This is a genomic window from Achromobacter aloeverae, assembly GCF_004121055.1.
GTDB lineage: Bacteria > Pseudomonadota > Gammaproteobacteria > Burkholderiales > Burkholderiaceae_B > Bordetella_C > Bordetella_C aloeverae.
In genome coordinates, this window is sequence record NZ_PYAL01000001.1 from 767,926 (window position 1) to 788,556 (window position 20,631).

A 20,631-nucleotide genomic window follows, 5' to 3' on the forward strand; every position below is an offset into this window, starting at 1 on the left:
TGTAGCACGGCCCCGCGCGTGGCATGCAATCCCTGCCGCCCTGGGGCCATCCCTGCATTTCCGCTCAACGCCCCGTGAATCGCGGCGGCCGCTTCTCGGCAAATGCCCTCATGCCTTCCAGATAGTCGTCGGTATAGCCCATCGCGCGCTGCAGCTCGGCTTCCAGATCGAACTGCTGCATCAGGGTATTGCCGCCCGAGGCGCGCAGCGCCTGCTTGGTCGCCGCCAGCGCCAGGGTCGGCGCGCCCGCCAGCGTGGCGGACACCTCGTCCAGCGTCTGCTGCAAATCCGCATCGGGCACGCAGCGCCAGATCAGGCCGCAGTCGGCGGCCTGGCGCGCCGTGAGGGTCTCGCCGAACAGGGCCATGCCCATGGCGCGACCTTCGCCCACCAGGCGCGGCAGGAACCAGCTGCCGCCCATGTCCGGCACCAGGCCTATCTTGCTGAACGCCTGCACGAACTTGGCGGACTCCGCCGCGAATACGACATCGCAGGCCAGCGCGAAGCTCATGCCGGCCCCGGCCGCAACGCCGTTGACCACGCAGACCACGGGCGCCGGCATGGACCGCAGGCGCTCCATGAGTGGCCGGTATCCAGTGCGCAGGCCTTCCGACAGGTCGCGTCGCTGTCCTTCCGGCAGCGGCTTGCGGTCGGCCAGGTCCTGGCCAGCGCAGAAGCCGCGCCCCGCGCCCGTGATCACCACGCCGCGCAGGCCCGCGCTGGCGCGCGCTTCGTCGAGCGCACGGGAGATTTCACCGCGCATGACGTCGGTGAGACTGTTGAGCCGCTCCGGCCGGTTCAGCGTAATGCGCGCCACGCCATCGGCGAGCGCAAAGAGGATTTGCTCGTAGCTTCCGCTCATGTCGTTTCCTCCATGGTGGTCGTCGCGTCCATGGTGGCCGCTTCATCCATGGCGGCCGTCTCCTCCATGATGCCCAACTGTTCGGCGGTGTCGCCGAACAGCAGCTCCACGACGGTCAGGCGCTTGAAGAAGTCGCCAACCTCCAGCTCGTCCGTCATGCCCATCCCGCCGTGCAACTGCACCGCCAGCTGGCTGACGCAGCGGCCGGCTTGCCCCGCCTCGATCTTGGCGGCGGCGATCATGCGGCGGCGCGTCCGCGCGTCGGGTTCCGCCAGGGCCGCCGCGGCGACGTACGCCATCGACAAGGCCATCTCCCTGGCCACCACCATCTCGGCCATGCGGTGCTGCAAGGCCTGGAAGGCAGCCAGGGGCTGGCCGAACTGCTTGCGCGTCTTGAGATAGTCGACGGTGATATCCAGCAGCCGGGCGATGGCGCCGGCCGCATGCGCGCACAACGCCGCCGTGCCCCACTCCAGCGCCAGCGCCAAGGCGGCCCGGGCCGCTTCGCCGCGCGCCAGCACCTGGTCCGGCGCCAGCCGGGTCCGGCTGAAATCGATGCGCGCGCAGCGGGACCGGTCCAGGGTGCTCATGTCGCTCACCGCGACGCCCGGCGCGTCGGCCGGGACCACCAGCAGCACCGGCTCGCCATCGGCCGTGTCGCGCGCCGACACGATCCATGCGTGCGCCTCGGCGCCATGCCATACCAGGTGTTTGCTGCCGTCCAGCACTAGGCCGGACAAGGCGCAGGTCTCCGGCGCGACGGCATAGCGGCGGCCCGGTTCCTGATAGGCCAGTGCAAGAATGGCCGCGCCGGACGCGATGGCGGGCAGCCAGCGCGCCGCCGCCTCGGCATTGCCGCTGGCGCGGAGGGCCGTCGCGCTCATCACGCCGCTGGCGATGACCGGTTCGTCGACCAGGCCCCGGCCCAGCTCCAGGTGGACGGGCAGCAGGCTGGCCGGCGCTTCACCGAAGCCGCCATGCTCGGGGTCTATCGTCAGGCCCAGCACGCCCAGTTCGGCCAAGGCGTTCCAGGCAGCGGGATCGAGCCCGCCCTCGCGGGCCCGGCGCCGCGCCAGCGTCCAGTTGTCCGCCACCAGGCGCGCCAGGCTGTCGGCCAGCATGCGCTGTTCCGTGCTGTATTCGAAATCCATGATTTATTCCGTGGAAGGGGCGGACGTATCACACGCCCAGGATCATGCGGGCGATGATGCCCTTCTGCACTTCCGTCGTGCCGCCGTAGATGGAGGTCTTGCGCATATCGGCGTAGCCTGCGCCGGCCGCCGCCGTCATGGCCTCGCCCGGGCCATGGAAAGGCGCGTCGGCCTCCATCCATGCCGGGTCGTAGGGCCACGCATCGGGACCGGCGATCTCCATCTGCAACATCGCCAGGTCCTGCTGGATCTCCGACCCGCGGATCTTGAGCACCGACGCCTCCGGCCCTGGCGGGGCGTCGCCACGGGCGGCGGCCACCCGATACAGCAGCATTTCCAGCGCCATGATGTCCACCTCGATCCGCGAGATGCGGTCGCGCATGCGGCCGTCTTCCAGTATGGGCCGCCCCGACGACGACCGCGTGCGCGCGGCCAGGTCCTTCAGTATGCGCAGTTCCCGATGGCAGTGTCCCAGGCCGGCGATGCCGGTGCGCTCGTGGCCCAGCAGGTACTTGGCATAGGTCCAGCCCTTGCCCTCTTCGCCCACGATGTCCGCGACCGGCACCTTCACGTTGTCCAGCCAGACCTCGTTGACGTCGTGGCCGCCATCCAGCGTCTTGATGGGCCGTACCGTCACGCCCGGCTGGCGCATGTCGATCAGCAGCATGGAGATGCCCGCCTGCGGCTTGACGTCCGGGTCGGTGCGCGCCAGGCAGAACATATGGTCGGCGTACTGCGCCAGCGTGGTCCAGGTCTTCTGGCCAGTCACCAGGTAATAGTCGCCGGCGGGATCCGCCACCCGTTCCGCGCGGGTCTTGAGCGAGGCCAGGTCCGATCCGGAGCCCGGCTCGGAATAGCCCTGGCACCACCAGTCGTCGACGCGCACCATGCGCGGCAGCAGCTCCTGCTGCTGTTGCTTCGTACCGTACTTCATGATGACCGGCCCGATCATGGACAGGCCGAAGGGCAGCAGGCGCGGCGCGCCGGCCGAAAAGCATTCGATTTCGAACAACAGCCGCTGGATGGGCGTCCAGCCCGTCCCGCCGTGTTCCTTCGGCCAGGTGGGGGCGCCCCACCCGTGCGCATCGAGCACGCGGTGCCAGCGGACATAGTCGTCGCGGTGCAGGCGCTGGTGACGCATGACCTTGTCGCGGATGTCGGCGGGCAGATTCGCCGTCACGAAGGCGCGAACCTCTTCCCGGAAGCGGCGCTCTTCAGGCGTCCACGTCAATTGCATGGCTGGTCTTCTCCGTGGTTGGTTTTTTTCTGGGGCAAGCTTACCCACGCCCCGTCCCGGCGGACAATCTGCCTCTGCGAAAGCCCCGCTTTCGTTCAAGCGAAGCAAGGCGCCCGCCCCGCGCGCTTGCGCTGAACCGAAGCCCTGCTTCAGCAATGAAAAATGGTCAAGCGACGGGCGTCCGTACACACTGCGCCCAGGCTGCCCCGCAACGGCGCAGCGCGTGACAAGAATCGGTGGAGACCCATGACTCAGCACAACCCCGGCCAGCAGACCGGCGCCGACCTGCATTACCAGCAGGCGCTCGCCCAAGGCCAGTTCCTCATCCAGCGCTGCGAGGCCTGCTCGCGCGCGGTGTTCTATCCTCGCATGATCTGCCCGCACTGCGGCAGCGACAAACTGGCCTGGCAAGCGCCCAGCGGTCGTGGCACGGTGTACTCGACCACCGTCGTGCGCCGCAAGCCCGACGCCGGCGGCGACTACAACGTCGCCCTGGTCGACCTGGAGGAAGGCGTGCGACTGATGAGCCGCGTCGACGGTGTCGCTCCCGCCGACGTGCGTATCGGCATGCCGGTCCAGGCCAAGGTGCAGGTTCGCGACGACAGCGGCCTGCTGGTATTCGTGGCGCGGGAGGGCCAGGCATGAATCTCAAGGATCTGCGCGGCGCCGCCGCCATCGTGGGCGTCGGCCATGCCGGCCTGGGCCAGGCCAACGGCTATACCGAAATGGAAATCCTGGTGCAGGCGGCCCACCGCGCCGTCACCGACGCCGGCCTCACCATGCAGGACATCGACGGCATCTGCACGGCCAGCGTCGCGGCCACCATGTGGTCCATGCCCGTCATCGAGCACCTTGGCATCCGCCCCACCTTCATCGACTCGACCATGCTGGGCGGGTCCAGCTTCGTCGCCCATCTGCTGCCGGCCATCCATGCGCTGTCCACCGGACAGTGCAATGCCGTGCTGGTGTGCTACGGCAGCACGCAGCGCACGTCCACCCTGTCGCGCGCCGAGATCGGCCGGGTGCGCAAGAACTTCGACCCCCAGCCCTACGAAACGCCCTACGACCCGCTCAGCCCGCTGAGCTCCTACGCGCTGGCCGCGGCGCGCCACATGCACCAATACGGCACCACGCGCGAGCAGTTGGCCGAGGTGGCGCTGTCCGCCAGCAAATGGGCCCAGCTCAATCCCGAGGCGCAGCGCCGCAATCCCGTTACCCTGGATGAAATCCTGGCCTCGCCCATGGTGTCCGACCCGCTCACCGTGCGCGACTGCTGCCTGGTGACCGACGGCGCCGGCGCCTACGTGCTGGTGCGCGCCGACCGCGCCAAGGACATGCGCCACAAACCCGTCTATGTGCTGGGCAATGCCACCGCGGTCTGGAATCGCCAGATCTCGTCCATGCACGACGTCACCGTCACCGCGGCCCAGGAGTCCGGCCGCCGCGCCTTCGACATGGCCGGCGTGCGGCCAGCCGACATCGACGTGCTGGAACTCTACGATGCCTTCACCATCAACCCCATCCTCTTCCTGGAGGACCTGGGCTTCTGCGCCAAGGGCGAAGGCGGGGCCTTCGTGTCGGGCGGACGCATCGCCCCGGGGGGCGAGTTGCCGGTGAATACGAACGGCGGCGGCCTGTGCTGCGTGCACCCGGGCATGTACGGCATCTTCATCACCATCGAAGCCGTGCGGCAGTTGCGTGGCGACACGGGGGCACGGCAGGTGGCAGGCGCCAGGCTCGCCCTGGTGCATGGCAACGGCGGCACGCTGTCGAGCCAGTCGACGGCCATCCTGGGCACCGCCGACGCGCTGTAGGAACGTTGCACGTTGTAGTTGCTAGCTGTAGTTGCGGGATGTAGTTGCAGGCTGTCGTTGCAGGCTGTCGTTGCAGGCTGTGGTCGCAGGCCGTTGTCGAAGGCTGTCGTCGAAGGCTGAAGCCGCAAGCTGTCGTCGCAAGCTGTCGTCGCAGGCTGTAGCTCCACGCAGAGGGCGCACCGTTACGGACCTCGCACGCGCAGCCCCGGGGGGCCCGCTTTTTTGGGGGGGCGGCCTACGCCGCCCCCCCTCCCAGTTGCCGCATGGAAGCACCGAAGCCCCCCGCGAATGTCGTATCCATAGATCCATAAATAGAACCGGAGACAAGAAGCCCATGAAACTGAAGACCTTGTTCGCGGCGGCCTGCGCCGTTGTCGCCTGGACCCAGGGAGCGCCCGCCCACGCCGACTACCCTGACCGCCCCATCCGCCTGCTGGTCGGCTACGCGCCCGGCGGCCCGGTCGACACCACCGCCCGCGTCTTCGCCAAGTACCTGACCGACAAGCTGGGCCAGTCCGTCGTGGTGGAAAACCGCTCGGGCGCCAGCGGCATGATCGCCCTGGACGCCACCGCCAAGGCCGCCCCCGACGGCTACATCCTCGGCTTCGTGGCCAGCCCGCCCCTGACCATGTCGCCGCACGTGCAGCACAGCAACCTGTTCGATCCACGCAAGGACTTCACGCCGGTCGGACTCATCGTCGACTACACCAACGTCCTGCTGGTCGGGCCGCAGGCGCCGGTCAACAGCGTGGGAGAACTCATAGCCTATGCCAAGGCCCACCCCAGCTCCGTCACCTTCGGCTCGGCGGGCAACGGCGCGTCCAACCACCTGTCGGCGGAACTGCTCAAGCAGCAGTCCGGCGCGCCCATGATGCACATTCCGTATCGCGGCAACGCGCCCGCGATGGTCGACGTGATCAGCAGCAAGATCACCTTCATGTTCGACATCACCAGCACCGCCATTCCTTTCATCAAGAGCGGCAAGGCCAAGGCGCTGGCCGTCACGTCGAAGACGCGCAACCCGGAACTTCCCGACGTGCCCACCATGATCGAGTCCGGCCTGAAGGACTACGAGGTCGTGGGCTGGTACTCGCTCATGGGGCCGCCCAAGCTGCCCGCCGACGTCAATGCGCGGCTGGTCAAGGCGCTCCACGACGTCGAGACCGACCCGGCCTTCCGCAAGGCCATGGCCGATGGCGGCTACACGTTGAACGACGGCGACGCCAAGGTGCTGCAGCAGCGCATCAACCGCGAATACGAGCTGTGGGGGGACGTGGTCAAGAAGGCTAACATCTCGGTCAACTGAATCCCATCCGGAGTCTTCCATGAACGCCTTGCAACGCCTGCGCGAGCAGACCCGCCTGCCCGTGATCGCCGCGCCCATGTTTCTCGTTTCAGGCCCCGACCTGGTGGTCGCGCAGTGCGCGGCGGGCGTGATAGGCACCTTTCCCTCGCTCAACGCGCGTCCGCAGGAACAATTGCCTGACTGGCTGGCGCGGATAGAGGGCGGGTTGGCGCAGGCACGCAAGGCAAACCCCGACCGTCCCGTCGCGCCCTATGGCGTGAACCTTATCGTGCATGACTCCAACCCGCGCTGGCGCGGCGACCTGGAAATCTGTGTCGCGCACCGGGTGCCGCTGGTCATCACGTCGCTGCACGCGCCGGACGCCGTGGTGCCCGCGGTGCATGCCTATGGCGGCGTGGTGCTGCACGACGTGACCACCGTGCGCCATGCCCGCCGGGCGCTGGAGGCGGGCGTCGACGGCCTGATCCTGGTGGCCGCGGGCGCGGGCGGGCACGCCGGGCGCATCAACCCCATTGCGCTGATCAACGAAATACGCGCCTTCTACGACGGCCCGCTGGTCCTCTCCGGCTGCATCAGCCACGGCAAGGACATCCTGGCGGCGCAGGTGCTGGGCTGCGAGTTCTCGTACATCGGCACCCCGTTCATCGCCACCGAGGAATCGCTGGCGCCCGAACGCTATCGCGATATGGTGGTCGGGGCCACGGTCGACGATGTGGTCTATACCCCGTATTTCTCGGGCGTGCCGGGCAACTACCTGGCGCCCAGCATCCGCGCGGCCGGCCTGGACCCGGCGGACTTGCCGAACCAGCGCCCCGCGGCCGTCAACATGGACAAGAGCACCCGTCCCAAGGCCTGGAAGGATGTCTGGAGCGCCGGCCAGGGCGTGGGCGCCGCCCAGGAGGTGCTGCCCACCGCCGTGCTGGTGGAGCAACTGGCCGGCGAATACGAAGCGGCCCGCCGCGCCCTGCGGTAGCGGCGTCCAGGCCGGCCGCCGTTCCTGCCCTTGTCCGCGGGACAGCCGCGACCGGAGCCGCCGCCGCGTTCCCCCGCCCCGGCCGCGCGGCAGCGCGGCAACGGCCGCGGCGTTGGTCCGCCGGGCCGGGGACGGGTCCGGCACCGAAGCCGTCCCCGGAGCCAGTCAGGGCGCCTGGCTGCCCCTTCCTCAGCTACCTTCTTCCACCACGATGTGGGCCTTGGTAATGACCTCGTGCCATTTCGCCAGCTCGGACGCCAGGAAGGTACGGAACTGCTCCGGCGTACCCGGCATGGGTTCGGCCCCGGCCGCCAGCATGCCCTTGGCCGTGTCGGCATCGGTCAGCACCTTGACCAGGTCCGCGTTGACGCGCTTGATCACATCGGGCGGGGTGCCGCGCGGCGCCAGCAGGCCGCTCCAGGAATAGGCCTCGTATCCCGGCACGCCCGCTTCCGCAATGGTGGGCACCTCGGGAAACATGGCCGAACGTTTCAGGTTGCCGACGCCCAGCGCCCGCACCGCCCCGCTCTTCATGTGCGGCACCGCCGACGGCCCGTCGGCGAACATGATCTGCACCTGCCCCGCCAGCACGTCCTGCATGGCCGGCGCGCTGCCCCGGTACGGGATGTGCTTGATCCTGGTTCCCGTCATGCTGTTGAACAGCTCCCCCGCCAGGTGGGTGCCGCCGCCGGTGCCCGAGGAAGCAAAGGACAGCTCGCCCGGATGCGCCTTGTCGTACTCGATCAGCTCGGTCACCGTTTTTACCGGCAGCTTGGGATTGACCACCAGCACGATGGGGAACACCGCCGCCATGCCGACCGGGTCGAAATCCTTCTGGATGTCGTAGCGCAGGTTGGCACGCAGGCTGGGCAGCACCGAGTGGTGTATCGAGGCGAAGAAAAAGTGATAGCCGTCAGGCTCCTGCTTGGCCGCGGTCTGCGCGCCCACGATGCCGCCCGCGCCCGCGCGGTTGTCGACGATGGTGGGCTGGGACCACAGCTGCCCCAGCGGCCGGGTGACGAAGCGGGCCGTCGTGTCGACCGGACCGCCTGGCGGGAAGGGCACGACAAAGTTCACGGGGCGGCTGGGCCACGCGGCGGCATGGGACAGGGAAGGCAGCCAGGGCGCCGCCAGGGACGCGCCCAGCCCCGCGATGACGCGGCGGCGTTGCGGATTCTGCATGATTTCGTCTCCGGATATTGTTTTTCGAGGCGAACCGCGGCGAGGTGGCCGCGACGCACCCGGCATTATTGGCCGGCCGGACGAAGATACCGCTTCTTTTTTTCCTAACCCCGGCTTCAGCGGGGGCGCAATCCGCAATCGCCGGCGCCCCGCATCGGGCGGGACCCGCCGTCAAGCCTCCCGGGCGGCTCGCAGCAGGTGCTCGATGAACTGCTCGACGAACCGTGGCAGGTCCCGCCCGCGCTGCCGGCACAGCAGGCGCTCGCGCTGCGCCCAGGGATCTTCCAGCTTGAGTATGTGCAAGGCGTTCGGCTGGCTATGGTGGCGCATGCAGCCGCGCGGCACCACCGCCACGCCGACGCCGGCCGCCACCATGCGGCACACGGCCTCGAAACTGTTCACGTGCACGCGCTGGATGATGTTCTTGCCCAGGCCCGACGCGATGTCCTCCAGGAAGATCTGGATGGCGCTGTCGGGGTGGATGCCCACGAAAGGATAGGTATCCAGCAGGTCGATGAAGCGCACGGACGTGTGCTCCACCAAGGGATTCTTGACCGACACCACCACCACCAGTTCGTCGCGGAACAGCGGCATGACGTCCAGCCCCTCGACGTCGACATTTCCGGCCACCAGGCCCAGGTCGCCCGCGCCGGCCCGGATGGCCATCGCGATGTCGCCCGAGATTTTCTCCTGCAACTCGATATCGACTTCGGGATACTCGGCCAGGAAGCTCGACAGGGCATCGGCCAGGAAGGAGTTGGTCGACGTGGTATTCGCCAGCAGGCGCAGGCGTCCCTTGATGCCGTTCGAATAGGGCTGCAGGTCGGCGTTCAGGCATTCCAGCTGGCCCAGCACCACCCGGGCGTGCTTGAGCAGCACCTCGCCGGCCGCTGTCAGCGACACGCCGGTGGCCTGGCGCACCAGCAGGCGCGTCTTGAAGGCTTCCTCCATGTGCTTGATGCGGGCGCTCGCGGCCGGCAGGGACAGGAAGGTCCTCTCCGCCGCCCGCGTCAAGCTGAACGTGTCTCCTACGTTCACGAACAACCGCAGGTCTGTAAGGTCATGTCTCATGGTCGAACTGTTCCACCACACAAAAGGGGGGTGTCTTGAATATCGAATTCTGTTGCCGCCGCCAGGAATCTACCATGCGGGAAGCGTCCGGATCAGGAAGGCGCCGCCACGGCTAGGCGCGGCGCCCGTGGGAAGGATCCCAGGGAAAACCCCAAGAGCAACAGTGGAGAGACACATGAGTGAAATGGTTTCCGGCAAAGTCGTCGTGGTAACCGGCGCCGGCGGCGGCGTGGGCCGCGGCATCGCCCTGGCCATGGCCAAGGCAGGCGCCAAGGTCGTGGTCAACGACCTCGACCTGAAGCGCGACGGCACGGGCGGCCCGGCGGCCGCGGTCGTCAAGGAGATCGTCGACGCCGGTGGGCAGGCCGTGGCCTGCACCGACAGCGTCAGCACCTACGAGGGCGCCACCAACAATATCAAGACGGCCGTCGACGTCTTCGGGCGCATCGACGCCGTGGTCAACAATGCCGGCAACCTGCGCGACCGCGTCTTCCACAAGATGAACGAGGAAGAATGGCGACAAGTGCAGGACGTGCACCTGAACGGCTCCTTCTTCATGAGCCGCGCCGCCGCGCCCTATTTCCGCGAACAGGAATCGGGCGCCTTCGTGCACATGACATCTACCTCGGGCCTGATCGGCAACTTCGGCCAGGCCAACTACTCGGCCGCCAAGATGGGCATCGTGGGCCTGTCCAAGTCGATCGCCCTGGACATGTCGCGCTACAACGTGCGCTCGAACTGCATCGCGCCCTTCGCCTGGACCGCCATGACCAGCTCCATCCCGGCCGACACCCCCGAGGAAAAGGCGCGCGTCGAAAAACTCAAGAAGATGGAAGCCGGCAAGATCGCGCCGCTGGCCATCTATCTCGTCAGCGACGCCGCGGCGCAAGCCGGCATCACCGCGCAGATCTTCTCGGTGCGCGCCAATGAGATCATGCTGTTCTCCCAGCCGCGGCCCGTGCGCACGGTGCACTACTCCGAGGGCTGGACGCCGGAACTGATCGGCGAGATCGCCATCCCCGCCATGCGCAAGCACTTCTACGCCCTGGAGCGCTCGCCCGACGTCATCGACTGGGATCCGATCTGAGGCCGCCGCCATGCCCTTGAACTACGACACCATCAAGAACTGGCATTTCGACGAGATACGGCATACCTATACCGGGAAGGACACCATGCTGTACGCCCTGGGCATCGGCCTGGGCGAGGATCCGGTCGACGCCCGCCAGCTGCGCTATGTGTACGAAGGGAACCTGCAAGCCTTCCCCACCATGAGCGTGGTGCTGGGGTACCCGGGATTCTGGATGCGCGATCCGCGCGCCGGCATAGACTGGGTGCGCCTGGTGCATGGCGAACAGCGCCTGACCCTGCACGCCACGCTGCCGGCCCAGGGGACGGTCATCGCCAGGAGCCGCATCACCCACGTCATCGACAAGGGCGCCGACAAGGGCGCGCTGGTGGTCACGGAACGCACGCTGCATGACGAAGCGGGCGTGTGCCTGGCCACGCTGGCGCAGACCTCGTTCTGCCGCGGCGACGGCGGCTTCGGACAAGGCGACGCACCGCCCCCCGCCCTGCCCGCCGCGCCCGACCGCGCGCCGGACCGCCAGGCCCGGCTGCGCGTCTCGCCGCGGGCGGCGCTCATCTACCGCCTGAGCGCCGACATGAACCCCCTGCATGCCGACCCCGAGGTCGCGCGCAAGGCCGGCTTCGAACGTCCCATCCTGCACGGCCTGTGCACCTACGGCATGGCCGCCCGCGCCATCGTGGACGCCTGGGCCGAGGGCGACGCCGGTCGCCTCGCGCGGCTGGACGTGCGCTTCTCTTCGCCCGTGTACCCCGGCGAGACGCTCGCCTTCGATATGTGGCGCGAAGGCGATGAGATCCGCTACACGGCGCGCAGCGTCGAACGCAACATCGTGACGCTGAACTGCGGCGTCGCCAAGGTGAACTAGCCCATGAGCGAGCATCGTCCCCCGCCCCTGGAGGGCATCCGCGTGCTGGACCTCAGCCGCATCCTGGCCGGCCCGTGGTGCACCCAGAACCTGGCCGATCTCGGCGCCGACGTCATCAAGGTGGAACGCCCCGGCGCCGGCGACGACACGCGCGGCTGGGGCCCGCCATACATGAAGGGTCCCGACGGCAAGGACACGTCCGAAGCGGCCTACTATCTCTCCTGCAACCGCAACAAGCGCTCCATCACGGTCGACTACGCCACGCCCGAAGGCGCCGACCTCATCCGCGAACTGGCCGCCAAGAGCGATATCCTGGTGGAGAACTTCAAGGTGGGCGGCCTGAAGAAGTACGGGCTCGACTACGACAGCCTGCGGGCCGTCAATCCGCGCCTCATCTACTGCTCGGTCACCGGCTTCGGCCAGACCGGCCCTTACGCCGAGCGCCCCGGCTATGACTTCATGATCCAGGGCATGGCCGGATTGATGAGCATCACTGGCGAGCGCGACGACCTGCCCGGCGGCGGTCCGCAGAAGGCCGGCGTAGCCGTCACCGACATCATCACGGGCATGTACGCCACCGTCGCGGTGCTCGCCGCCCTGCAGGAGCGCCACCGCAGCGGCCTGGGCCAGCAGCTGGACATCGCGCTCTTCGACTGCCATGTCGCGATGCTGGCAAACCAGAACTCGAACTTCTTCACGTCGGGCAAGGCGCCCCGGCGGGCGGGCAACGCCCACCAGAACGTGGTGCCCTACCAGGTGTTCGCCACCAGCGACGGCCACATGATCGTGGCCACCGGCAACGACACGCAGTACCGCGCCTACTGCAAGGCCATCGGCGCGCCCGAACTGGGCGAGGACCCGCGCTTCGCCCTGAACAGCGGCCGCGTGACCCATCGCGACGTCCTCATCCCCCGCCTGGTGGCGATCATGAAGACGGGCCGGCGCGATGACTGGATCGCCAAGCTGGAAGCCGTGGGCGTGCCTTGCGGACCCATCAACGACATCGCCCAGGCCTTCGGCCATCCGCAGGCGCAAGCCCGCGAATTGCGCCGCGAGATTCCGCACCGGCTGGGTGGCGCCGCGCCGGTCACGGCCAGCCCCTTGCGCTTTTCCGGGTCGCCCGTGCAGTATCGGCGCGCGCCGCCCATGCTGGGCGAGCATACCGAGGAAGTGCTGCGCGACGTCCTGGGCAAGCCCTAGGCTCTGGCCCGGCCCTGCCCGGCCGGCTTCCGGACCGGGCGCCATACGTGTAAAAGAAAACCTGCCATCTCCTCAGACCGATCCCATGTCCGACTCCTCCCAAGACTTCCAAGACATCCGCGAAGCGGTGCGCGACCTGTGCGCCCAGTTCCCGGCCGAATATTTCCGCAAGATCGACGCGGCCCAGGGCTACCCAGAGGAATTCGTCGATGCCCTCACCAAGGCCGGCTGGCTGGCCGCGCTGATTCCGCAGGAATACGGCGGGTCCGGCCTGGGCCTGACCGAAGCCTCGGTCATCATGGAAGAAATCAACCGCGCCGGCGGCAACTCGGGCGCCTGCCACGGGCAGATGTACAACATGGGCACCCTGCTGCGCCATGGCTCGGACGAGCAGAAGCAGCGCTACCTGCCGCGCATCGCCAGCGGCGAGCTGCGGCTGCAGTCCATGGGCGTGACCGAGCCCACCACCGGCACCGACACCACCAAGCTCAAGACCACCGCCGTCAGGAAGGGCGACCGTTACGTGGTCAACGGCCAAAAGGTGTGGATCTCCCGTGTGCAGCACTCCGACCTGATGATCCTGCTGGCGCGCACCACGCCCGTCGACCAGGTGAAACGCAAGTCCGAGGGCATGTCCATTTTCCTCGTCGACCTGCACCAGGCCATCGGCCACGGCATGGAAGTGCGCCCCATCCCCAACATGGTCAACCACGAGACCAACGAGCTCTTTTTCGACAACCTGGAAATTCCGGCCGAGAACCTCATCGGCGAGGAAGGCAAGGGCTTCAAGTACATCCTCGACGGCCTGAACGCCGAACGCACCCTGATCGCCGCCGAGTGCATCGGCGACGGCTACTGGTTCGTCGACAAGGTGTCCGCCTACGTGAAGGAGCGGGTGGTGTTCGGCCGCCCCATCGGCCAGAACCAGGGCGTGCAATTTCCGATCGCCCGCTCCTTCGTCAACGTGGAGGCGGCCAGCCTGATGCGCTATGAAGCCGCGCGCCGCTTCGACGCGGGCCTGCCCTGCGGCACCCAGGCCAACATGGCCAAGCTGCTGGCCGCCGACGCCTCATGGGAAGCCGCCAACGCCTGCCTGCAGTTCCACGGCGGCTTCGGCTTCGCGCACGAATACGACGTCGAACGCAAGTTCCGCGAAACGCGCCTGTACCAGGTCGCGCCCATTTCGACCAACCTGATCCTGTCCTACGTGGCCGAACACGTGCTGGGTCTTCCCCGGTCCTTCTGATCATGACGACGACATCCCACCCCAGCGCCGAGCTTGCCGCCTTCGCCAGCTCCCTGCGCTACGAAGACATTCCCCCCGCCGTGCTGCGCCGCTGCGAAGACCTGCTGCTGGACACGCTGGGCTCCATCCTGGCCGGCGCGCGCTCGCGGCCGGTGCTGTCGATCGACAAGGTCGCCCGCGCCATGGGACCGGCCGACGGCGCCGCCGAAGTGCTGGTCTCACGCCGCAAGACCTCGCCGTTGTTCGCGGCCATGGTCAACGCCGCCGCCGCGCATATGGTCGAGCAGGACGACGTGCACAACGGGTCCGTGTTCCACCCCGCCGCCGTGATTTTCCCGCCCGTGCTGGCAGTGGGACAAGCCATCGGCGCGACGGGACGCGAACTACTGACCGCCGCCGTGGCGGGCTACGAAGTGGGCATCCGCATCGGCGAATTCCTGGGCCGCTCGCACTACAAGATCTTCCACACCACGGGCACGGCCGGCACGGTGGCCGCGGCGGCCGCCGTGGGGCGCCTGCTGAAGCTGGATCCGGGACAAATGCTGGATGCATTCGGTTCGGCCGGCACGCAGGCCGCCGGTCTGTGGGAATTCCTGCGCGACGCCGCGGACTCCAAGCAATTGCACACGGCCAAGGCCGCCGCCGACGGCATCCTGGCGGCCTACCTGGCACAGGACGGCTTCACCGGCGCGAAGCACATACTGGAAGGCCCGCAGGGCATGGCCGCCGGCATGTCCACGGACGCGGACCCCGCCCGCCTGACCGATCGGCTGGGCAAGCGCTGGGCCCTGGCGGAAACGTCGTTCAAGTACCATGCCTCGTGCCGCCACACCCATCCGGCCGCCGACGCGCTGCTGCAAGTGGTGCGCGAACACCGGCTCGAAGCGGCCGACATCGACCGTGTGGTCACCCATGTGCACCAGGGCGCCATCGACGTGCTGGGGCCGGTCGTGGATCCGCGCACCGTGCACCAATCGAAGTTCTCCATGGGTTCGGTGCTGGCCTTGATCGCGCTGCGCGGCTACGCCGGCCTCACCGAATTCGACCTGGGCCTGAAAGACCGGGACGTCGCGGCATTCCGCGACAAGGTGACCATGCAGCTCGACCAGGAGGTCGACCAGGCCTACCCGGCCCGCTGGATCGGCAAGGTCACGGTCTACACCAGGGATGGGCGCGAGCTTCATGGCCGCGTGGACGAGCCGAAGGGGGATCCGGGCAACACGCTGTCGCGTCCTGAAATCGAGGACAAGGCGGTGCGCCTGGGCACCTACGCCGGCGCGGCCACGGAGGCCGAAATGCGGTCGCTGATCGACTGGGCGTGGAAGCTGGCCGACCTGGATCGCGCGGGACAGTTGCTGCCGTCCTGATACGCCACGGGGCGTGCGCGCGCCCCGTCCCTGCTGCCGCGTCTCAGCCGTCGAAGGCCTGGCTCGGCGGCGACGCCGGGCCGATGACGGCGAACACGCCATTGGCCTTGAGCACCATCCGGCCTGCCACCTCCAACTGGCAGGCGGCGTGGACCAGCCGCTTGCCCGGCTTGTCGATGCGCACCCGCGCCTCCAGCCAATCCCCTTCCTTGACGGCATTGAGATACTCGACGCCCAACTGCACCGTCACCACCGCGACGCCGCGCTGGCGCACGATCACGTGTCCCAGCACGCAATCCGCGATGGTGGCCAGGAAGCCGCCGTGGGCGATGCCCACATTGTTGCCGTGGGCCTGCGTCACGCGCACGCCGAAGGCGTCGTCCGATTCGCGCCAGTAGATCGCGCCCAACTGGTTCAGATGGGTCATGTAGGGGCTGGCGGGCTGCCACGGCGCATAGCCGTCGGGAATAAGGTCGCTCATCGTTGCTCGGTTGTTGAAATCTTCTGTCGTTCCGGATCGCCTTCAGCCGTCCGGCCGGGGCGGGCGCGGATTCTTCTTCACGCCGGGACTATGTTAGCGCCACCGGCCGACCCGCGCCTTCTCGCGGACCGAAGCCCGCATTCCGCAATCACGAATAGACGCTCACGCCGGCCGCCTCGGATACTCACGCCACATCGACAATAAAAGCCGGCGCCACGCCGGCACGAGGAGACCGACATGGCATCGACGCGCGCCCGCTGGCTCGCGGGCATCATGCTGCTGGGTGCGTCGCACCTGGCGCAGGCGGCCTGGCCCGACCATCCCATCACGATCATCGTCCCGGCGGCGCCTGGCGGCACAACGGACATCGCGGCGCGCCTGCTGGCCGAGAAGATGACCGCCGCATTGGGGCAATCGATCATCGTGGAAAATCGCGCCGGCGCGGCCGGCATCATCGGCTCGCAAGCCGTTGCGCGCGCCGCGCCCGACGGCTATACGCTGGTGATGGGCAACATCGGTCCCAACGCCATCAACTACAGCCTGTACAAGACGCTGCCCTACAAGCCCAGCGACTTCGCGCCCATCACGCTGGTGATCTCGGTACCCAACGTGCTGGAGGTCAACGCGGCCCAGCCCGTGAAGACCGCCGCCGAACTGGTGGCCATGCTCAAGCAGGATCCGTCCAAGCGATCCTTCGGCTCGTCGGGTTCCGGGCAATCGCCGCATATGTCGGCCGAACTCTTCAAGGAGCGCACCGGCGTGGACGCCACCCACGTGCCCTACAAGGGCGCGGGCCCCGCCGTCGCGGCGCTGCTGGCCAACCAGTTCACCTTCATGATCGACAACCTGCCCAGCTCCATGCCGTCCATCAAGGCAGGCAAGCTGCGCGCGCTGGCCGTCACGGGCGAGAAGCGCTCGCCGGAACTGCCCGACGTTCCCACCATGAAGGAGGCCGGCATCGACAACATGGTGGTCACGGCCTGGTTCGGCCTGCTGGCGCCGGCCGGCACGCCCGCGCCGGTGATCGACAAGCTTTACCAGGCCGCGCGCCAGGGCCTGGCCTCTCCCGACATCGCCAAGAAATTCCACGAACTGGGCGGCGAGCCCGGTGGCAATACGCCCGCGGCATTCGGCGCCTTCATCGACCATGAGCGAACGATGTGGGAACAGACCGTCAAGGCCGCCGGCATGTACAAGGAGCAGTAAACGTGATTGACAAGATCCAGCCTTCGATCGTGGAGGCGGTGCAGATCATCCCGGACGGCGCATCGATACTGGTGGGCGGATTCGGCGAGGCAGGCGTTCCCTTCGAGCTGCTGTACGCCCTGCGCGACCTCGGACGCCGCGATCTCACCATCATCAGCAACAATGCCGGAACGTACGAGATCGGCATCGCCGCGCTGATCGTGGCCAAGCTGGTGCGCAAGGTCATCTGCTCGCACCCTCGTCCGCCCAACTCCGAAACCTTCGCCGCCGCCTACCGCGCCGGCCAGGTCGAACTGGAAGTCGTCCCGCAGGGGACGCTGGCGGAGCGCTTGCGCGCCGCGGGCGCGGGCCTGGGCGCCTTCTTCACGCCCACGGGCTATGGCACGCGCCTGGCGGACGGCAAGGAAACGCGCGTCGTCGACGGCGTGGGCTATGTGCTGGAACAGCCGCTGTTCGGCGATTTCGCGCTGATCAAGGCCCATCGGGGCGACCGCTGGGGCAACCTCACCTACCGCTGGGCGGCGCGCAACTTTGCGCCCGTGATGTGCATGGCGGCCCGCCATGCCATTGCCCAGGTCGACCAGGTGGTGGCGCTGGGCGAATTGCCTCCGGAACACGTCATGACCCCCGGCATTTTCGTCAAGACCGTGGTTCCCCTCCATGCCAAGGACCCGGCCACGTCGGCAGCCACGGCCTAACCCGCAGGCACACGCATGAACACGACTATGCAAGCAGAGACCCGCCCCCGCCTGACGCGCCAGCAGATCGCCCAGCTCGTCGCGCACGACATTCCCGATGGTTCGATCGCCAACCTGGGCATCGGCATCCCCACGCTGGTGTCCGACTACCTGTCCAGCGATCGCGAAATCATCATGCACAGCGAGAACGGCATCCTGGGCATGGGCGGCCTGGCCGCCGAGGGCCAAGGGGATCCCGACCTCATCAACGCCAGCCGCCAGCAGGTCACCCTGCTGCCTGGCGCCTCGATTTCCGAGCACACGGTGTCCTTCGCCATGATGCGCGGCGGCCACCTGGACTACACCGTGCTGGGCGGCTTCCAGGTCGCCGAGAACGGCGACCTCGCGAACTGGATCACCAACGCGGAAGACACCATCCCGGCCGTGGGCGGCGCCATGGACCTGGCGGTCGGCGCGCGCAAGGTGTACGTGACCATGGAGCACGTGGCGCGCGACGGTACGCCCAAGCTGCTGCGGCGCTGCTCCTATCCCTTGACGGCCGCCGCCGCGGTCGACCGCGTCTATACCGACCTGGCGGTGCTGGACGTCGGTCCGCAAGGGTTCGAGGTGCACGCGCTGGTGGCGGGCATGACGCTGGACGCCTTGCAGGCGCTGACCGAGGCGACGCTGCATACGCCGCGGGCGCCGCTGGCCATCCGCATCGACGAAAGCGGCTGGGCCCGCTACCACGAGGCCTGAGCCGCGACAAAGAGGCCAACAGGTCAACAGGCCAACAGACCAAGAGACCCAAAGGCCTCGACTTCGAACGCGACCGGCGCTATGCCGGTCATCCCTACGACAACGATAACGACAAGCCGACAGGAGTATCACCCATGCGTTCCTACATGCGCCGCGCCGTAATGGCCCTATGCCTGGCCGCGACGGCAACCGCCGCGCTGCCCGCCCACGCCGCGGGCTATCCCGACAAGCCGGTCACGTTGCTGATCCCCTACCCGCCCGGCGGCAGCACCGACATGCTGGCGCGGCCGCTGTCGGCGTTGCTGCAGAAGCGCTGGGGCCAGCCGCTGGTGCTGGAATACAAGGCCGGCGCGGGCGGCACCATCGCCACGTCGCAACTGGCGCGGTCCAAGCCCGACGGCTACACGCTGATCATGGTGCTCGCGGCGCACGCCATCAATCCGTCCCTATACGCCAAGCTGCCCTACGACTCGCGCAAGGACTTCGCGCCGGTCTCCCTGACGGCCACCCTGCCCATGCTGGTGTCGGCGCCGCTGTCCACGCCCGCCAACAATATGTCGGAGCTGGTGGCCTATGCCAAGAAGCATCCCGGCGAACTGACTTTCGCGTCGGCGGGTCCGGGCAACACCAGCCACCTGGCCGGCGAAATGTTCAGGGCCGCCACGGGCATCAATATGCTGCACGTGCCCTACAAGGGCAGCGGTCCGGCCGTGGTGGCCCTGCTGGGCGGCGAAGTTTCCCTGATGTTCGACAGCTTCTCCACCTCGTATCCCCAGGTGCAGTCCGGCAAGCTGAAGGCCCTCGCCGTCACGGGCGCGAAGCGTTCGCCCCTGCTGCCCAACGTCCCCACCGTCGCCGAGTCCGCCGTCCCGGGCTTCGTCGTCAACGGCTGGTACGGCATCCTGGCGCCGGCCGGCACGCCGGCCGACATCGTCAACAAGCTGAGCCGGGATATCGCCGAGGCGCTCAAGGACCCCGACCTGAACAAGCAACTCGCCGCCTATGGCTACGAGCCGGTCGGCTCGACCCCGGAAGAGTTCGGCAAGTACATCGACGAGGAAACCGCCCGCTGGGGCGCCGCCGTCAAGGCCTCGGGCGTGAAGCTGAACGACTAGCCCCGAGGGGCGGGCGTCCAATTCCTGGCTATGCCCGATCCCGGGCAATGCCCAGGAATTGCCGGGCTGCTTCGTTCAGGCCATCGGGGCGGTACGCCACGCATATCCTCACTTCCAGCAGGCTCGGATCCGCCAGGATGGGGCGGCAAACCACGCCGGCGGGAATCAAGGTCGACACGGCGCCGGGCAGCAGGGATATGCCGACACCGCCGGCAACCAGTCCCATCACCGTGGAGATCTGCACCGCCTCCTGCGCGATGCGCGGCTCGAACCCGGCCTGGCGGCAAAGCGCGGCGACGCGGGACGACAGCGTCGGCACGCCTTGCGCGGAGAACATGACGAACGATTCGTCCGCCAGCGACGCCAGGCGGACCGCCGCCTCGCCGCCTAGCCTGTGGCCGGCCGGCAGGACCACGGCCAATACATCCGTCACCAGGGTATCGACAGCGATGTCGTCATCCAGGTCCGTCGGCGGCACCAGGAAGCCAACGTCCACGGTGCCATCGAGCAGCATGGCCGCCACCTGCATCGAACTGCCTTCGTGCAGCGTCACGTCCACGCCGGGAAATCGCTCGCGAAACGTCCGGATAAGCCGGGGCAGCAGGGCGAACATGGCAGGACCGATGAAGCCGACGTGCACGCTGCCGAGTTCGCCGCGGTCGGCGCGCCGGGTCCTGTCCACGGCGCGTTCGGCCTGGCGCAACAGCCGTGTCGCCTCGTCCCTGAATACCTCGCCGGCCGGCGTCAGGCGGACGCCACGCGCCGACCGCTCGAACAGCCGCGCTTCCAGCAAGCTTTCCAGGCGCTTGATCGCCTGGCTCAAGGGCGGCTGGGCCATATGCATCTGTTCGGCCGCCTTGCGGAAACTGAGCGTATGCGCCACGGTGAGGAATTGGTGGACCATGCGCAAGTCCAGGCTCGATGCACGCGTCGTCATGAAATCCCGCCAGTGATATCCGGCGAGCGGCTACCTGTGTGAAACCGGCAGCGTATCGCCCAGGACGATTTTGGTATTAGACCATCCGCGCCGAT

20 protein-coding genes are annotated in these 20,631 nt (G+C 68.0%); 13 read left to right on the forward strand and 7 right to left on the reverse strand.

The window, feature by feature from the left end; translation table 11 throughout:
- Window positions 1-64: 64 nt before the first annotated feature.
- Genes C7R54_RS03360 through C7R54_RS03370 form a run of 3 tightly spaced genes read right to left on the reverse strand, consistent with a single transcriptional unit; the run spans window position 65 to window position 3,250 of the window.
- Window positions 65-862, reverse strand: coding sequence for an enoyl-CoA hydratase-related protein (locus tag C7R54_RS03360; RefSeq protein WP_129148753.1), 798 nt, complete (start codon window positions 860-862; stop codon window positions 65-67).
- A complete protein-coding gene (locus tag C7R54_RS03365; protein ID WP_129148754.1) occupies window positions 859-2,013 on the reverse strand; it encodes an acyl-CoA dehydrogenase family protein in 1,155 nt (384 codons plus the stop codon). The genes C7R54_RS03360 and C7R54_RS03365 overlap by 4 nt, the downstream gene beginning before the upstream one ends.
- 28 nt (window positions 2,014-2,041) lie before the next feature.
- Window positions 2,042-3,250, reverse strand: coding sequence for an acyl-CoA dehydrogenase family protein (locus C7R54_RS03370; RefSeq protein WP_129148755.1), 1,209 nt, complete (start codon window positions 3,248-3,250; stop codon window positions 2,042-2,044).
- A gap of 246 nt (window positions 3,251-3,496) precedes the next feature.
- On the opposite strand from C7R54_RS03370, the gene C7R54_RS03375 reads away from it, so the two are divergent.
- The 4 genes from C7R54_RS03375 to C7R54_RS03390 all read left to right on the forward strand — a co-directional run bounded on the left by C7R54_RS03375 (window position 3,497) and on the right by C7R54_RS03390 (window position 7,343).
- The gene (locus C7R54_RS03375; RefSeq protein WP_129148756.1) at window positions 3,497-3,895 is read left to right on the forward strand and encodes a Zn-ribbon domain-containing OB-fold protein; all 399 of its coding nucleotides are present in this window, start codon (window positions 3,497-3,499) and stop codon (window positions 3,893-3,895) included.
- Window positions 3,892-5,064, forward strand: coding sequence for a thiolase (locus tag C7R54_RS03380; protein ID WP_129148757.1), 1,173 nt, complete (start codon window positions 3,892-3,894; stop codon window positions 5,062-5,064). Before C7R54_RS03375 ends, C7R54_RS03380 begins: the two co-directional genes overlap by 4 nt.
- A 334-nt stretch (window positions 5,065-5,398) precedes the next feature.
- Window positions 5,399-6,370 carry a Bug family tripartite tricarboxylate transporter substrate binding protein gene (locus tag C7R54_RS03385; RefSeq protein WP_129148758.1) on the forward strand — a complete coding sequence of 324 codons (972 nt, stop codon included), beginning with the start codon at window positions 5,399-5,401 and terminating at the stop codon, window positions 6,368-6,370.
- Between the two features lie 19 nt (window positions 6,371-6,389).
- A complete protein-coding gene (locus tag C7R54_RS03390; protein ID WP_129148759.1) occupies window positions 6,390-7,343 on the forward strand; it encodes an NAD(P)H-dependent flavin oxidoreductase in 954 nt (317 codons plus the stop codon).
- Between the two features lie 189 nt (window positions 7,344-7,532).
- Here the strand turns inward: C7R54_RS03390 and C7R54_RS03395 are convergent, their stop codons facing one another.
- Both C7R54_RS03395 and C7R54_RS03400 read right to left on the reverse strand, forming a co-directional pair.
- Window positions 7,533-8,525 (reverse strand): Bug family tripartite tricarboxylate transporter substrate binding protein, encoded by a 993-nt coding sequence (locus C7R54_RS03395; protein WP_129148760.1) that lies wholly within the window; start codon window positions 8,523-8,525, stop codon window positions 7,533-7,535.
- A gap of 171 nt (window positions 8,526-8,696) precedes the next feature.
- Window positions 8,697-9,596 carry a LysR substrate-binding domain-containing protein gene (locus C7R54_RS03400; protein WP_129148761.1) on the reverse strand — a complete coding sequence of 300 codons (900 nt, stop codon included), beginning with the start codon at window positions 9,594-9,596 and terminating at the stop codon, window positions 8,697-8,699.
- Between the two features lie 175 nt (window positions 9,597-9,771).
- Here C7R54_RS03400 and C7R54_RS03405 point away from each other — a divergent pair, with 175 nt between their 5' ends.
- From C7R54_RS03405 to C7R54_RS03425, 5 genes are all read left to right on the forward strand, one after another.
- Window positions 9,772-10,683, forward strand: coding sequence for an SDR family NAD(P)-dependent oxidoreductase (locus C7R54_RS03405; RefSeq protein ID WP_129148762.1), 912 nt, complete (start codon window positions 9,772-9,774; stop codon window positions 10,681-10,683).
- A gap of 10 nt (window positions 10,684-10,693) precedes the next feature.
- Window positions 10,694-11,548, forward strand: coding sequence for a MaoC/PaaZ C-terminal domain-containing protein (locus tag C7R54_RS03410; protein WP_129148763.1), 855 nt, complete (start codon window positions 10,694-10,696; stop codon window positions 11,546-11,548).
- Between the two features lie 3 nt (window positions 11,549-11,551).
- On the forward strand, window positions 11,552-12,748 hold the full coding sequence (locus tag C7R54_RS03415) for a CaiB/BaiF CoA transferase family protein (protein ID WP_129148764.1): 1,197 nt from the start codon (window positions 11,552-11,554) through the stop codon (window positions 12,746-12,748).
- Window positions 12,749-12,833: 85 nt separating this feature from the next.
- On the forward strand, window positions 12,834-13,994 hold the full coding sequence (locus C7R54_RS03420; protein ID WP_129148765.1) for an acyl-CoA dehydrogenase family protein: 1,161 nt from the start codon (window positions 12,834-12,836) through the stop codon (window positions 13,992-13,994).
- 2 nt (window positions 13,995-13,996) lie between these two features.
- Window positions 13,997-15,361 (forward strand): MmgE/PrpD family protein, encoded by a 1,365-nt coding sequence (locus C7R54_RS03425; RefSeq protein WP_129148766.1) that lies wholly within the window; start codon window positions 13,997-13,999, stop codon window positions 15,359-15,361.
- A gap of 43 nt (window positions 15,362-15,404) precedes the next feature.
- On the opposite strand, the gene C7R54_RS03430 is transcribed toward C7R54_RS03425, so the two are convergent.
- Window positions 15,405-15,842, reverse strand: a complete 438-nt coding sequence (locus C7R54_RS03430; RefSeq protein ID WP_129148767.1) for a PaaI family thioesterase — start codon at window positions 15,840-15,842, stop codon at window positions 15,405-15,407.
- A 237-nt stretch (window positions 15,843-16,079) separates the two neighbouring features.
- Between C7R54_RS03430 and C7R54_RS03435 the strand changes: the two genes are divergently transcribed.
- The 4 genes from C7R54_RS03435 (at window position 16,080) to C7R54_RS03450 (ending at window position 19,599) form a co-directional block, all read left to right on the forward strand.
- On the forward strand, window positions 16,080-17,048 hold the full coding sequence (locus C7R54_RS03435; protein ID WP_129148768.1) for a Bug family tripartite tricarboxylate transporter substrate binding protein: 969 nt from the start codon (window positions 16,080-16,082) through the stop codon (window positions 17,046-17,048).
- A gap of 2 nt (window positions 17,049-17,050) precedes the next feature.
- On the forward strand, window positions 17,051-17,746 hold the full coding sequence (locus C7R54_RS03440) for a 3-oxoacid CoA-transferase subunit A (RefSeq protein ID WP_129148769.1): 696 nt from the start codon (window positions 17,051-17,053) through the stop codon (window positions 17,744-17,746).
- A 15-nt stretch (window positions 17,747-17,761) separates the two neighbouring features.
- Window positions 17,762-18,484: a 3-oxoacid CoA-transferase subunit B gene (locus C7R54_RS03445; protein WP_129148770.1), complete on the forward strand. Its 723-nt coding sequence runs from the start codon at window positions 17,762-17,764 to the stop codon at window positions 18,482-18,484.
- A 134-nt stretch (window positions 18,485-18,618) separates the two neighbouring features.
- Window positions 18,619-19,599, forward strand: coding sequence for a tripartite tricarboxylate transporter substrate binding protein (locus C7R54_RS03450; RefSeq protein WP_240039355.1), 981 nt, complete (start codon window positions 18,619-18,621; stop codon window positions 19,597-19,599).
- 28 nt (window positions 19,600-19,627) lie between these two features.
- Here C7R54_RS03450 and C7R54_RS03455 read toward each other — a convergent pair whose 3' ends face one another.
- Window positions 19,628-20,536, reverse strand: coding sequence for a LysR family transcriptional regulator (locus tag C7R54_RS03455; protein WP_129148771.1), 909 nt, complete (start codon window positions 20,534-20,536; stop codon window positions 19,628-19,630).
- Window positions 20,537-20,631 lie beyond the last annotated feature (95 nt).